Origin of the sequence: Pseudomonas sp. UV AK001, assembly GCF_046097675.1 — a bacterium.
Taxonomy (GTDB): domain Bacteria; phylum Pseudomonadota; class Gammaproteobacteria; order Pseudomonadales; family Pseudomonadaceae; genus Aquipseudomonas; species Aquipseudomonas kribbensis.
Map to the genome: position 1 here is coordinate 1125936 of NZ_JBJUVZ010000001.1, position 13487 is coordinate 1139422.

The 13487-nt window shown below is 63.3% G+C and carries 11 protein-coding genes; 2 read left to right on the plus strand and 9 right to left on the minus strand.

From position 1 onward, the window contains the following. Positions 1–11: 11 nt before the first annotated feature. From surE to ACKLNA_RS05180, 3 genes are all read right to left on the minus strand, one after another. A complete protein-coding gene (surE, locus tag ACKLNA_RS05170; protein WP_408985100.1) occupies positions 12–962 on the minus strand; it encodes a 5'/3'-nucleotidase SurE in 951 nt (316 codons plus the stop codon). A 76-nt stretch (positions 963–1038) separates the two neighbouring features. Beyond that, positions 1039–2418 (minus strand): DUF1329 domain-containing protein, encoded by a 1380-nt coding sequence (locus ACKLNA_RS05175; RefSeq protein WP_408985101.1) that lies wholly within the window; start codon positions 2416–2418, stop codon positions 1039–1041. Between the two features lie 23 nt (positions 2419–2441). Next, positions 2442–4019: a DUF1302 domain-containing protein gene (locus ACKLNA_RS05180; RefSeq protein WP_408985102.1), complete on the minus strand. Its 1578-nt coding sequence runs from the start codon at positions 4017–4019 to the stop codon at positions 2442–2444. Between the two features lie 275 nt (positions 4020–4294). Here ACKLNA_RS05180 and ACKLNA_RS05185 point away from each other — a divergent pair, with 275 nt between their 5' ends. After that, positions 4295–6040 (plus strand): FAD-dependent oxidoreductase, encoded by a 1746-nt coding sequence (locus ACKLNA_RS05185; protein ID WP_408985103.1) that lies wholly within the window; start codon positions 4295–4297, stop codon positions 6038–6040. After that, positions 6037–6906 (plus strand): SDR family NAD(P)-dependent oxidoreductase, encoded by an 870-nt coding sequence (locus ACKLNA_RS05190; RefSeq protein WP_408985104.1) that lies wholly within the window; start codon positions 6037–6039, stop codon positions 6904–6906. The genes ACKLNA_RS05185 and ACKLNA_RS05190 overlap by 4 nt, the downstream gene beginning before the upstream one ends. Before the next feature lie 39 nt (positions 6907–6945). Here ACKLNA_RS05190 and ACKLNA_RS05195 read toward each other — a convergent pair whose 3' ends face one another. The 6 genes from ACKLNA_RS05195 to ACKLNA_RS05220 all read right to left on the minus strand — a co-directional run bounded on the left by ACKLNA_RS05195 (position 6946) and on the right by ACKLNA_RS05220 (position 13465). Then, positions 6946–8502: a FadD3 family acyl-CoA ligase gene (locus ACKLNA_RS05195; RefSeq protein WP_408985105.1), complete on the minus strand. Its 1557-nt coding sequence runs from the start codon at positions 8500–8502 to the stop codon at positions 6946–6948. Positions 8503–8571: 69 nt separating this feature from the next. Further along, the gene (locus tag ACKLNA_RS05200) at positions 8572–9318 is read right to left on the minus strand and encodes an SDR family NAD(P)-dependent oxidoreductase (protein ID WP_114883131.1); all 747 of its coding nucleotides are present in this window, start codon (positions 9316–9318) and stop codon (positions 8572–8574) included. 100 nt (positions 9319–9418) lie between these two features. Continuing rightward, complete coding sequence (locus tag ACKLNA_RS05205; RefSeq protein WP_408985106.1) at positions 9419–10504, minus strand: 2Fe-2S iron-sulfur cluster-binding protein; 1086 nt, start codon at positions 10502–10504, stop codon at positions 9419–9421. Positions 10505–10517: 13 nt separating this feature from the next. Then, positions 10518–11273, minus strand: coding sequence for a glucose 1-dehydrogenase (locus ACKLNA_RS05210; protein ID WP_249486139.1), 756 nt, complete (start codon positions 11271–11273; stop codon positions 10518–10520). Continuing rightward, complete coding sequence (locus ACKLNA_RS05215) at positions 11261–12940, minus strand: FAD-binding protein (RefSeq protein WP_408985107.1); 1680 nt, start codon at positions 12938–12940, stop codon at positions 11261–11263. Before ACKLNA_RS05215 ends, ACKLNA_RS05210 begins: the two co-directional genes overlap by 13 nt. Before the next feature lie 9 nt (positions 12941–12949). Further along, a complete protein-coding gene (locus ACKLNA_RS05220; protein ID WP_248739738.1) occupies positions 12950–13465 on the minus strand; it encodes a flavin reductase family protein in 516 nt (171 codons plus the stop codon). Between the last annotated feature and the right edge of the window lie 22 nt (positions 13466–13487).

Genomic DNA, 13487 nt, shown 5'->3' on the forward strand with positions numbered 1-13487 from the left:
GTTGTGTCGTTTCAAGGCTGGATGCTTTTGAGCATTTTCTTCGCCTGATCCTGCACCGCCGGCGGCGCGCTCATATTGCCGGCGATCACCGTAATCACTGCATGCCCTTGCCACAGCTGATACGCATCGGCCTGTTGCTGAGTGGCCGTAGGTTTTGGCGGTGCGACCAGATTGACGTGAACCGTACCGTCGGCGCCGCGCTGTGAAGTGAAGTTCACCCGGTCCCAATTGCCGATCGGGGCAAAACTCACGCCTTTGACTTGATTGGCAGGCAACGCCGGGTAGTTGAGGTTAAGCCCGTTGACGCCCGGCAGCCCGAGCACATTCAGTTTGCAGCTGTGTTTGGCGCAGCTCTGATGGGCCTGTTCGATAACTTTCACCGCAAACTTCGCCGTGTCATCCATGGCGCCCAGGGTCTTGCGGTAGCCGGCCTGCTGGTCGCGCATGATCAGGTCCATGTCGATGGCCGTCGACACCGCCACGGCCGGGACGCCTTTGAACATGGCCCGGACAGCGGCGTTGAGAGTGCCGGACATCTGCGTCAGCGGGCCGACGTTCTCACCGAAGTTGATGCCGGACACCACCAGATCCGGCGGTGTCTCCTTGAGCAACACGTCCAGCCCGACGTTGACCGCATCCACCGGCGTGCCGATGGCCGAAGTCTTGCCGGTCGGCGGGGTGTAGCCCTCGGGCGGGCCGACGCAGAATCTGCCGGGCGCCAGTTCAGTCACCGCCAGAGCCTGGCCGGGTACCACAACGCTGGCGGCGCTGATGCCGCTGCTGTCATTCAACGGACCGACCAGGGTGACGGTATGGCCGGCAGCGGTCAGTGCGCGATACATCGCGTCAATGCCGGGGGCACGGCAGCCGTCGTCGTTGGTCAGCAAAATGTTCAGGGCATTGGCCTGCATCGACAAACCGAGGCCAGCCACGGCCAGGGCCGCAGTGAGTAATCTGTTCATGGGCAGTTTCCATCAAGGTGCAAATTGAGAAAAAAACAACGCCCCGACCGAATGAATCGGTCGGGGCGTCGCGGGTTCAGCGGGTGCCGAGTTTGCGCAGGTTGCCAGGGGTGAATTCGTCTTCGGAGAAGGCGGTGGCATTGAGCTTGGCGGGTTTCTGATCGACCAGCAGACGGTCAACCAGATAGGAGCCGGCAATCAGGTCATGGTAGATGCCGAGGCGTGCGTGGTAGCGCTGGATGTCGTAGGCGTAGACCGAGGTCTGCATGTTGGTGCGCCACAACTGGCCACGGGCGTCGTAGTTGTCAGCCATGGTCGCGGACCAGGTGTCTTCGTCGAGGTACAACACACGCTTGGCGTAAACGTGACGGGCGCCTTCCTTGAGCGTGGCCTGCAACACCCAGACCCGGTGTTTCTCGTAGCGCATGTACTGCGGATCGACGTGGCCGGTGGTCGACAGGATCTGATCCGCCGTCACGCTCGGATCGTCGATCTTGTAGTTGTGATACGGAATGTAGAGTTCCTTTTTGCCGACGATGGTCCAGTTGTAGCGGTCCGGCGCTCCGTTGAACAAACGGTCTTCGTCGTACACCCGAAAACCGCCGGCGCCGGTCGGCGAGTCATAGCCGACGGTGGGCGCGCGACGAACGCGGCGCTGGCCGGGGCTGTACTGCCAGGCCTGACGCGGCCAGGCCGTCGGGTTGATGAACTCGTGACCGACGACGATCTCGCCTTTCTTGCGCACCGGCTCCAGGGTGGTGATCAGGAAGTTGGTCAGGATGCCATTGGCGGAGTCGAGGTTCTTGTCCGGGCTGGACCAGATCGAGAAGATCTTGTAGTTGACCTCTTCGAGCACTTTTTCCTTGTTGGCGTACACCACCGCCTGGCCGTAGTTGGCCTCTTCGGTGTTGGCCCGGCCTTGCAGGGTGTGGTTGAACATCAACTCGCTGCCGTTCTTCGGAATCGGAAACGGCGAGGCGCCCCAGGCGTTCTTGGTGTCGTTGTTGTCGTTGTCGAGCTCGGCGGTCACCGCGTTTTTCTTGATCAGGTCTTCCAGACGCTGATCGGCGCGGAAGTCGCGATGGCTCGGGTACACCGGGATCTTGAAGGTCTCCGGGTAGCGCTTGAGCAAGGCTTTCTCGCCGTCGGACAGGTTCTCGGCGTACTTGTCCATGTTCTTCGAGTCGATCACGAACAGGGGTTTCTCCGCCGCGTACGGGTCCGGGTACGGCGTGCCGGGGCCGGCAAATTTCAGGCCCGGCGGCAGGCCGCGCCACTTGCCGCTCCAGGCCGGAATGCTGCCGTCGGCGTTGCCGGCCTTTTCGGCGCCCATCGGGGTCAGGTCCTGGCCCAGTCGCGCGGCCTCTTCGGGGCTGACCTTGGCGTAGGCCAGGCCACTGCCGAGCAGGCCGACGGTCAGCGCCGTGCTCAATAACGTTTGGGTGAATCGAGACATGCTGTGCTCCTCCGACAGGGGAATCAGAACCGGTACTTGAAGTTGAGGGCGACGTTGTCGCGGTCGGCCAACGGGCTGTTATTGGCGTTGCCCAGATAGGCGTTGTAACGGGCTTCGACGGTGAAGTTGCCGAGGTAGCGCCACGAGCTGCCGATACTGGCGCGGTCGTCGCCTTCGCCCTGGTTGATCGAGCCGACAATCGAGCTGTCGCCGTGGGCCGCAGTGCTGTAGGTGATCGGCACGGACATGTCCCAGCCGCTGAACACGTCGTTGTAATCGAAGCTGACCTGCGCGGTGTAACCCCAGGCCTCGCGGTCGTAGACCAGACTGTCGGTGCCCGGCAACGTGAAGCCCGGCGCCAGTGTCACGGGCTGCGACTTGTCGTTGCTGATCACGGTGTTGTAGACGACCTCGCCGGTCAGCGTGGTGTTGTCGGCGAAAGAGGTCGGGCCGAGCACGTAGATCATCGACGACTGCGCTTGCATGGTCTTGCCGCGTACCGCGCTGGAGAAGCCGTTGTTGACCATCACCGGCGCACCGTCGCGGTAGCTGACTTCGCCGGCCCAGCTGACATCGCCGATCACCGTGGAGAAACTGGCGCCGAACAGGTCGATGTTGTCGAAGTACACCGCACGGTAGCGACCGAGTTCGGACTGGAAGTCCAGCGACGGCGTCTTGTCGTGATAGCGCGAGTAGTAAATGCCGAACTCGGTGTTGTTGAGCGACTCGGCGGCGTAGGTGAAGGCCACACCGTACTGGCCCTGATTGCTCGGTTTGTCGTTGGCCAGCCGCGTGACGAAACCGCTGGCGTCGTTGTAGCCGCCCTCGTCGATGTAGTCGGTGGTGGAGAAGTAGCTGCCGACCCCGAACAGCTGGGTCTTTTCCCATTTGTACTGGTAGTAGGCCTGGATATCGAGGCTGTCGGTGAGGCTGAACTGGGTGAACAGTTGCCCGACCGGCAGGAGGATTTCCTTGACCTCGACCCCGGGCGTGGTCGACTTGGTCGCGTCCACCGGGCTCTGCGCCGCCGAGATGCCGGGGTAGAACAGGCTTTCACCCCAGCTCACCACCTGATTACCCAGCCGTGCGTTGAGGTTGTGCCCGCCCAGATCCCAGCTGCCGTAGGCGTAGTAGTCGAGCATGCGCAGTTCGTTGCGGTGCTGGTCGATGGTGTCCTGGGAAAAACGGTCCGGCCGGCTGCAATGGCCGCCGGCAAAGCAGTTCGAAGTGCCGGTGTTGTTGTCGTTGTCCTGATCGTAGACGTTGTCGTAGAACCCCGTGGCCCGCACGAACACGCCGTAGTCGTCCTGCCATTTGATGTTGGCTTCGGTGAGGAAACCGGCGCGGTTGTTGATCAGGCTGCCTTTGGCAAACGCATTGTCGCCGTCGTTGGCATCGGCGTTGGCCGTCAGTTTGTGATCGCGACCTTCGGTGCGCCAGGCGAGGCTGTAGGTCAGTGTGGTGTCCCAGTCGACGCTCAGATCTTCGCTCGGCTGGAAGGTCATCGCGCTGGCCTGGCTGCCCAGTCCACCGGCCAGCAGCAACACGGCCAGTTGTACGCGAGGGTGAAGCGATTGTGGGGCGATTATTGTTTTTATCATGTCGTCCTCATGCCCAGGTCAGACCTGCCCGACCTGCATTTCAGGGGGGGAGTGGTGCCGTGGGCGACTATGCGGTCACTGATCTGACGCAACATCGTCCAAGCGGACTAAGCGATTTGCACGGGGCGATTTGCACAGGGGCAGGACGAACATTCCTTAGTCCCATCGGACGATGACCACCCGGCACACGCACCCAACAATCCCGAGACCGACTGCGCCGGACGAAGATCCGGCCGGCGGTTTTTGCCTTGAAGGCGCTGAGCAAGGGTGATCGCATGAAAGCTGCCGAGATCAAATGGGATGAGTGCTGCGATGTGCTGGTGGTGGGTTCCGGAGCGGGCGGGATGACCGCGGCGCTGCGCGCTCACGACCTGGGACTGAACGTGTTGCTGATCGAAAAGAGCAACGAGTACGGCGGCACCTCGGCGGTGTCCGGCGGCGGGATCTGGATCCCCGGCAATCACCGGATCGAGGCCCTGGGCGGCAGCGACAGCGACGCCGAAGCGATTGCCTATATTCGCGCAGTGACCCACGGCGAGATCGACGACGGGCGCATCGAAGCCTACGTCGAGCACGGCAAGGCAATGGTCGAATACCTTGAACAGAAGACCCGCGTGCGCTTCGAGGCCCAGGCCAGCTACGCCGATTACTACCCGGAAGTCGAAGGCGGCAAACCCGGTTATCGCTCCATGGACCCGCAACCGTTCGACGCCGCCGAGCTGGGTGAAGAGTTTCTGCGCATGCGTGCGCCATCCCCCGGCACGTTGATGATGGGGCGCATGGCGATGACCATGAAAGAGGCGCAGGTGCTGCTGTGCCGTGGCCCCGGCTGGTTGCGCCTGACACTGAAAGTCATGTGGCGTTACTGGCGCGACCGCGAGGGGCGGCGCCTGTCGAAGCGTGATCGCTACCTGACCCTGGGCAATGCCTTGATCGGCGCCTTGCGCTGTTCGTTGCAGGATCGCGGCAAATCGCTGTGGCTGAACTGCGGGCTGGAAGAATTGCTGATTGTCGGCGACCGGGTCGGCGGTGCGCGGGTCAGCCGCGACGGATTGCGCTTGAACGTCAAGGCGCGCTACGGCGTGATCATCGCCGCTGGTGGTTTCGAGCGGAATCAGGCGATGCGTACGCAGTATCTGCCGCAACCATCAAAGACCGACTGGAGCGCCACGCCGCCGCACAATACCGGCGACGGCATTCGCGCTGGGCAAGCCATCGGCGCCCGCACGGCGCTGATGGAACACAGCTGGTGGGCGCCGACCACCCATGTTCGCGGCGAGGAAAAACAACGGGCGATGTTCGTCGAGCGGACATTGCCCGGTTGCGTATTGGTCAACTCGGCGGGCGAACGCTTCGTCAACGAGGCCGCGCCCTACACCGATATCGTCGAGGCGATGTACGCCAGCAACCGCGAAGGCGCCGAGAGTGTGCCGTGCTGGATGGTGTTCGACGCCGAGTTTCGCCGCAAATACCCCTGCGGCGCGTTGTTGCCGGGATACGCCCAGCGCGACTGGCAACTGCCCGAACATCTGCGTGATTACTTTTTCAAGGCGCCGGATCTGCAGACCCTGGCGGAGAAAATCGGTATCGATGCGGCCGGGCTGCTGCGCACGGTACAGCGTTTCAACGGCATGGCGGTGCGCGGCTATGACGAAGACTTCCACAAGGGGGAGTCGCTGTTCGACCGCTATTACGGCGATCCCCATGTAACGCCCAATCCGTGTCTGGCGCCGTTGTTCAAGGGGCCGTTCTACGCGGTGCGCATCGATGCCGGCGACATCGGCACCAAGGGCGGCTTGCTCACCGACGTTCACGCCCGGGTCTTGCACGAGGATGGCCAGCCAATCAAAGGCTTGTACGCGATTGGCAACAGTGCTGCGTCGATGATGGGCCGTACCTATCCGGGGGCCGGTTCAACCATCGGCCCGGCGATGACCTTCGGTTACCTGGCGGCCAATCACATCAAGCGCCAGAGCCAAAAGAGCGGGGCGGTGATCAGTCAGTTCGGGAGCGTCAAATGAATCGGCAAGTGGCAGTGGTGACCGGCGCCAGTCGCGGCGTCGGTCAAGGTATCGCCCTGGCACTGGGCGCGGCGGGCATGCGAGTTTACGTCACCGGGCGTGCGCCGGAAGCTGCAGGTGCGCATCTGTACGGACAGGCCCTGAATAGCTCACTGGAGGACACGGCCGCTGCGATTACAGCGGCGGGCGGAGAGGGTGTCGCGGTGGTTTGCGACCATGCCGACGATACGCAAGTCGCGGCGCTGTTCGCCCAGGTCGAACGTGAATGCGGGCGGCTGGATCTGCTGGTGAACAATGCCGCGTTCATCCACGACCGGTTGATCGAACCGGGGCCGTTCTGGGAGAAACCGCTGGACCTGGTGCGCATCCTCGACGTAGGCCTGCGCTCGGCCTACATCGCCAGCTACCACGCCGCGCCGCTGTTGTTGAAGAGTGCACAAGGGCTGATCTGCTTTACCTCGTCATTTGGCGGTGGCTGTTACATGCACGGCCCGGCCTACGGTGCGCAGAAGGCCGGTTGCGACAAACTGGCGGCGGACATGGCCATCGATTTCGAGGGTCGTGGCGTGGCGGCGTTATCGCTGTGGCTCGGGCCGCAACTGACCGAGCGCACGCGGATTGCCGGCGAACAGCATGGCGAGCAGTACAAGGCCTTTCTGGCGCACGCCGAAACTCCGCAATTCAATGGCCGGGTGATTCACGCGTTGCTCAATGATCCGCAGTTGATGGCGCGCTCGGGGCAGACGCTGATCACTGCCGAAATTGCCGCCGGTTACGGCATCAGCGAAGACGGCGGCCGTCAGCCACCGTCTCATCGCGCCCTGCTGGGCGATCCGCGTCAGCAGCATCCCGCCCGGGTAATCTGAAGGTCATTCCCCCAGTGGGTGTCCACTGGGGGACAGCAGTCAGCTCAACGCCCACTCCCGCAACACATTCTTGGTCACTTTCCCCGCCGCGTTCAGGGGCATGCTTTCCAGCACCTGCACACGGCGCGGCACCTTGTAGTTGGCCATCTGCTCACGGCACCAGGCGAGGAACCGGGCCTGCTCGATCTCGACACCCGGCGCCGGCAGCAGAAAGGCCATGGCCACTTCGCCCAGACGTTCATCGGGAATGCCGATCACCGCCACCTGCGCCACGCCGGGATAACCCAGCAGGCAGTGTTCGATTTCCGCCGGATAAACGTTGAAACCGCCGGTGATGAACATGTCCTTGAGGCGATCGGTGATACGCAGGTAACCCTGTTCGTCGAGCACACCGATGTCGCCGGTGTGCAGCCAGCCGTCGGCGTCGAGGACTTCCTGACTGGCCTGCGGATCGTTGAAATAACCCTGCATCAGGTTGTAGCCGCGCACCTGGATTTCGCCGGGGACGTTCACCGGCTGGCTGCGACCGTTGGCGCCGATGCAGCGCACTTCCACCCCCGGCATGGCCCGGCCGCTGGTGGATGCGAGCAATTCCAGCGAGTCCCCCGGCCGGCAGATCGTGGCAAAACCGCAGGTTTCGGTGAGGCCGTACGCTGTGACGATGGTGGCGAACCCCAGTTCATCGCGCATACGGCGGATCATTTCCACCGGAATCGTCGCCGCCCCGGTGACCGCAATGCGCAAGGACGTCAGGTCGTATGCATCGCGCTGTGGGTGGGCGAGCAAGGATTGATAAAGAGTCGGCGGGCCGGGCAGCACGGTAATTCGTTCGCGCTGCACGCATTCGAGTACGGCCTGCACGTCGAAGACCTGCTGCGGCACGATGGTGCAGCCGCGCATCAGCGCCGCCAGCCAGCCGGCCTTGTACCCGAAGGAATGGAAGAACGGATTGACGATCAGGTAACGATCACCTTCGCGCAGACCGACCACTTCACTCCAGTCCCGCACCACTCGCAGGGTTTGCCCGTGATTGCTCATCACGCCTTTGGGCTTGCCGGTGGTGCCCGAGGTGAACAGCAGGTCGGAGAGGTCTTGCGGGCCGAGTGCTTGTTCGCGTGTTTGCAGGGTTTCGGGCGAGACTTTGCCAGCCAGCGCCAGAAACGCGTCCCAGCCGTCGCTGCGCAAGGTGACGATGTGGCGCAGCGCCGGCAAGTCTTCGGCGGCGAGCATGCGCGGGTAATCGGCACCGAGGAATTCGCCAATGGCAAACAGCACGCAAGCGCCACTCTGGCGCAGAATAAAACCGGCCTCGCTGCCCTTCATGCGCGTATTGAGCGGTACCAGCGCGGCGCCGACGCTTTGCAGCGCAGCGGCGGCAACAATCCATTCCCAGATATTCGGCGCCCAGATCGCTACGCGGTCGCCGGGCTGGACGTTCAACGCCAGTAATGCCCGGGCCGCCTGGCTGCGCAGTTGATCGAGTTGCCGGTAGCTGATCGAGCGACCGTCATCCTCGATGGCCGGGCGGTCGCCATAGTTGCGGGCAGCGTTGGCGAACAGTTGGACGATGGTCAGTGCGTTTTCGACAGGCAGCATGGGGCCTCCTCGGCCAGAGGACAGGTGCGGAAGAAAGGGGTGTGCCGGGCAGGCGCCCGGCGAGGCAAATCAGGCAGCAGGCGGGGCGAAGCGGCGGCCGGCGGAGAAGCCGCCGTCCACGGCGATCATCTGGCCGCTGACAAAGGACGCTTCATCCGAGGCCAGGAACAGCGCGACGTTGGCCACTTCTTCCGGCTGCCCGGAGCGATTGAGCATGTGTTGCGAGGCGAAGAACGCGTGGAAGGCTTCGTGTTCGCGAACCATGCTGGTCATCGGGGTTTCGATCAGGCCGGGGCACAGGCCGTTGACGCGAATATTGGCGTAACCGAAGTCGATCGCCATCGAACGCGTCAACTGGTTGATGCCGCCCTTGGACACGTTGTACGCAACGTTGCCGTCGCAACCCTGCAAGCCGAAGATCGAGCCGATATTGATGATCGAGCCGCTGCGCCGGGGTTCCATCGAAGCCAGCGCGTATTTGCTGGTGAGCATGCTGCCGGTCAGGTTGATGTCCAGCACCCGCTGCCAGTTGGCGGTGCTGGTCTGGGTGACGCTACCCTGGTCGGCCACGCCTGCCGCGTTGACCAGCACGTCGATGTGACCGAAGTGATTGACGACTTCCTGCATGACCTGTTGCACCTGCGCTTCATCGCGCACATCCAGGGTCATGAACAGCCCCGGAAAGTCCGCTGGGGCGTTGCCGATGTCCAGGCCGACGACCTGCGCGCCTTCGGCGGCAAAGCGCCGCACGCAGGCCAGGCCGATCCCCGATGCGCCGCCGGTAACCACCGCGACCTTGTTTTGCAAACGAGCCATAACTGCACCTCTTTTATTGTTTTTGGGCCAATGGGCTGGCCGAGTCTAACTGCAGATCGCATCCGGGAGATCGTCCGTTGAGACTATTGTCGACGGGCGCTCAATCCGGGAACTTCAAGCGCACCCGTGCGCCGGCCGGGCGGCTTTGGCAGGCCAGGGTCCAGCCTTCGGCCAGTTCTCGGGGGCTGAGCACGTCGTTGCGGGCCATCCGGGTTTCGCCTTCCTCGACGACGCACATGCAGGCGCCGCAAAAACCTTCTTCGCAGGAGGAGGGCACGTCGAGGCCGGCGGCCTTGCAGCTTTGCAGCAGGGTGTCGCCGGGCTGACAGGCAATTTCGTGTGATTGACCGTCGAGCACGACCACCAGCGATTCGCAGTGCGAGCCGAGGGCGGCTTGCCGGGCTGCCGTTTCTTCCGCGAGCAATTCGTCGGGATCGGGCGGGGAGACGAAGCGCTCGACGTGGATGCGTTCTGCAGATTCGCCGAGTTCCAGCAAAGTCCGTTCGACGGTGTCCATGAACGGCCCCGGGCCGCAGATGAAGTATTCGCCGCCGGCAGACCCTTTCAGCAGATGGCGCACCTGGGCAGCGGTCAGGAAACCTTGCACCGAATCTAGCGCGTGCACCACTTGCAGTTGTTCCGGATGGGCCTGGGCCAGTTGCCGCAGCTTATCCTTGAAAATCACCGACGCCTCATCGCGATTGGCGTAAATCAACTTGATCGGCCGCCGACTGCGCTGCAGCGTCGATTTGAGGATTGAAAACACCGGGGTGATGCCCGATCCGCCGCCGAACAGCACCAAAGGTTTGTCGTCATCCGGCTGATGCTCATCGAGGCAGAAATGCCCGGCCGGCGGCAGTACGTCCAGCCAGTCACCGACCTGCACCTCGTTCATCCGGTTCGACACCCGGCCGCCCTCGACCCGTTTCACCGTGACCTTGGGTCGCTCATCGGTCAGCGGCGAACTGGCCATGGAATAGCAACGGGTCAGTAGCTTGCCGGCACAGGGCACGCGAAACGTCAGGAACTGCCCCGGTTTGTAGGCAAAGCGCTCACGCAGGTCTGGCGGGATGTCCAGCACCAGCGAGCGGGCATCGGCGGTTTCATCGATCACCGCGCACACTTGCAAGGAATGGCTGGTTGCCGTGGCCTGGGCCGGTGTCAGGTTCTGTTGTTGCGTGCCCATGTTCACCTCGGCCTCAGAGCCCGCTGATCAGTTGGGCGTTGTCGACGCGGATCTCGGCACCGTTGACGAATCGCGACTCGTCGGTGGCGAGGAACAGCACCACATTGGCGATATCGGCCGGCGCGCACATGCGGTTCATCGGGTCCTGATCGAGGTCTTGCTGATTGATCGCCACTCCACCGGTGAGGGCCTGGGTCATCGGCGTGTTGACGCCGTCCGGGTGCACGCTGTTGCAGCGAATGCGGTAACCCTGTTGCTTGCAGTGCAGGGCAATCGAACGGGTCATCGCCGCCACCGCGCCTTTGGACGCCGAATAGGCGCAGAACATCGGCATCGCGCCCAGCGCGGCCACCGACGACATGTTGATGATCGAACCGCCGCCGGTTTCCTTCATCGCCTGGATCGCGTACTTGCAGCCGAGGAAGTAGCCGTCACCGTTGATTTTCTGCACCTTCTGCCACAGCTCCAGCGTGGTGTCTTCGATGCTGCCCAACGCCAGGATCGCGGCGTTGTTGACCAGCACGTCGAGGCGGCCGAAGTGTTCCAGGGTGGTCTTGATCACGTTCTGCCAGTCGCTTTCGCTGGCGATGTCGTGACGGATGAACAGCGCGTTGCTTCCGATTTGTGCGGCCACTTCACGGCCGGCGGTGTCGTTGAGATCGGTCAGCACCACCTTGGCGCCTTCGCGGGCCAACAGCAGGGCGTCTTCGCGACCGATACCGCTGGCGGCGCCGGTGATGATGCAGACTTTGCCTTCTACACGTTGCATTGTTGTTCTCCTGAGCGTGTGGTTTGAGCAGCAAGTTGTTCGGCCACGTGGGCGGCGGCGCGCCGGCCGGAATAAATGCAATCGGCCAGGGACAGGCCCGAGACATACAGATTGGAAGCGACTCCGACCGCGTTGCGCCCGGCGCTGTACAGGCCGGCAATCGGCTGGTCGGCGTGGTTCAGCACCTGACCGCCGGTTTCGCAGACTTTCAGCCCGCCGAGGGTGATGACGGGGCAGGGGAAGAGGCGGCTGGCGAAGGACAGGTCGAGGGCGTACCACGGGCCCTGATCCATGTCGGCGAGCATCGCTTGCGATTTGCCGAACGGATCGACGATGTCCCCGCGAGCGGCGCGGCTGTAGGTATTCACGGTGCGTTGCAGGTTGTCGGGCGGTAATCCGCAGCGCTTGGCCAGATCGACAAGGTTGCGACTACGTCTGGCGTTGAACAGCAGATTGAGCAGCACCGGCAAACGCTGGAAGGCCCAGACTTTGCCCGGGCCGATCTGACGCAGCGCTTCGCGTACCAGCGCCCGGTCGAGAATCAGGATGGCGCGGCCGTTCTGTTCTTCCACCATCGCGTGGCCGAGGGTCGCGCCGTAGATTTCTTCGTTGGCGTAGCGCTCGCCGCGCGCATTGACGATCAGGCCTCGGGCCCAGGCCAGCGGCGGGTTGATGAAACGCCAGGCGCTGATTTTGTCCATGCGCGCCACGCGGCCGCCGGCACTCTGGCCCAGGGCGATGCCGCTGCCGTTGCAACCGGTGGTGCCCAACGGTAAACCGGGCAGATAACGCGGCGCATGCTGACGAACCCATTCGCGGTTGAAGATGAAACCGCCGCTGCTCAGCAACACAGCTTGATCGGCGCGAATCAACTGGCGTTCGGCACTGGCGAGTTCGATGCGCCGCAAGCGAGCGCGTAACCGATCGGCCACTGCCGGCGCGTACATGTGAATCGCCGTGGCCCAGCGTGACAAGCGGGCATGTTGCCGTGCAGCACGACTGCCGCTCGGCAGGTGCCAGGCTTCAACACCCACCACGCGGTCATTGGCATCGATCACCAGACGCCGGACTTCGCACTGGCTGCGCAGGCGTGCGCCGAGGCGCAAGGCGCTGGCTTTCAGCGGGGCGAACAGACTTGCGCCCGAGAGGCCGGGGCCTTTGGTGCGGTGACCACGGGGAGCCGGATTGGCAATCGCCGCATAGGCCGGGACGGCTTCGTTGCCGGAGTAGTAAAGGTAGAACCGGTCGCTCGGGTAGGACGTCTTGTGCGGTGGCACACTGGATTCGAATGCCACGCCCTGGCGTTCGAGCCAGGCCAGCTGCTCGCAACTGCCTTCGCAGAATTCGCGCAGAGTCTGGAGGCTCACGGCCTCGCCGACTTCCTGGCGCAGGTAGTTGAACATTGCGTCGCGACTGTCTTCGTAACCGGCCTGACGCTGATACGGCGTGCCACCACCGGCATACACGACGCCGCCGCTGATGGCCGTGGCACCGCCGCCGGCGAAGCGGTCGAGTGCCAACACCGACAAGCCGCGACTGGCCGCCTCGATCGCCGCGCAGGCTCCGGCGCCACCAAATCCGACCACCAGCAAATCGCAGCGATCGTCCCAGTCCAACTGCTCGGCGCTGTTCACGCGCAATGGCGACAACTGTTGTTGAGCGTCCATGGTCAGGCCTCAGCCCGCAGCAGCGAAGGCAGATGCCGGGTTGGCGGTGGTGGTGTAGCTGCCGTCGAGGTAGACCAGCGGGGTGATGGTGTCGCTGGTGTGGATTTGCAGGATGCGTCCGATGAACACGGTGTGGGTGCCATAGCTGAAGTGGCCGTCCTGACGGCAGAGAATCGCCGACTGGGCGTCACTCAGGTACGGAATGCCGCCGGGGCTGGTCAGCCAGTTGCCCTGATCGAAGCGCGCCTCGCCCTTGATCGAACCGCTGCAGCGATGGGCGAGCCCTTGTTGTTCGACGCCGAGGATGTTCACGCAGAAGTCCGCGCCGGTGGCCAGCGCCGCGTGGGAAGAGGCGGTCTTGTTCACGCAGATCAGCAGCGACGGCGGCTCGGTGCTGAGGGAATCCACCGCCGTGGCGGCCATGGCGAAACGCTCGGAGCCGTTGCTGGTACTGATGATGGTGACTGACTTGGCCAGACGGCGCATGGCCTGGAGCATGTCGGCTTTCAGATTGTCGTCGTTCATCGCACTCGTCCTGTGGTTGTAC

What these genes read in the sequence shown, in the direction of transcription:
- ACKLNA_RS05175 (WP_408985101.1), bottom strand. Translation starts at nt 2,418, where the DNA reads ATGTCTCGATTCACCCAAACGTTATTGAGCACGGCGCTGACCGTCGGC.
- ACKLNA_RS05195 (WP_408985105.1), bottom strand. Translation starts at nt 8,502, where the DNA reads ATGCTGCCTGTCGAAAACGCACTGACCATCGTCCAACTGTTCGCCAAC.
- ACKLNA_RS05210 (WP_249486139.1), bottom strand. Translation starts at nt 11,273, where the DNA reads ATGCAACGTGTAGAAGGCAAAGTCTGCATCATCACCGGCGCCGCCAGC.
- ACKLNA_RS05215 (WP_408985107.1), bottom strand. Translation starts at nt 12,940, where the DNA reads ATGGACGCTCAACAACAGTTGTCGCCATTGCGCGTGAACAGCGCCGAG.
- ACKLNA_RS05180 (WP_408985102.1), bottom strand. Translation starts at nt 4,019, where the DNA reads ATGATAAAAACAATAATCGCCCCACAATCGCTTCACCCTCGCGTACAA.
- surE (WP_408985100.1), bottom strand. Translation starts at nt 962, where the DNA reads ATGAACAGATTACTCACTGCGGCCCTGGCCGTGGCTGGCCTCGGTTTG.
- ACKLNA_RS05190 (WP_408985104.1), top strand. Translation starts at nt 6,037, where the DNA reads ATGAATCGGCAAGTGGCAGTGGTGACCGGCGCCAGTCGCGGCGTCGGT.
- ACKLNA_RS05185 (WP_408985103.1), top strand. Translation starts at nt 4,295, where the DNA reads ATGAAAGCTGCCGAGATCAAATGGGATGAGTGCTGCGATGTGCTGGTG.
- ACKLNA_RS05205 (WP_408985106.1), bottom strand. Translation starts at nt 10,504, where the DNA reads ATGGGCACGCAACAACAGAACCTGACACCGGCCCAGGCCACGGCAACC.
- ACKLNA_RS05200 (WP_114883131.1), bottom strand. Translation starts at nt 9,318, where the DNA reads ATGGCTCGTTTGCAAAACAAGGTCGCGGTGGTTACCGGCGGCGCATCG.
- ACKLNA_RS05220 (WP_248739738.1), bottom strand. Translation starts at nt 13,465, where the DNA reads ATGAACGACGACAATCTGAAAGCCGACATGCTCCAGGCCATGCGCCGT.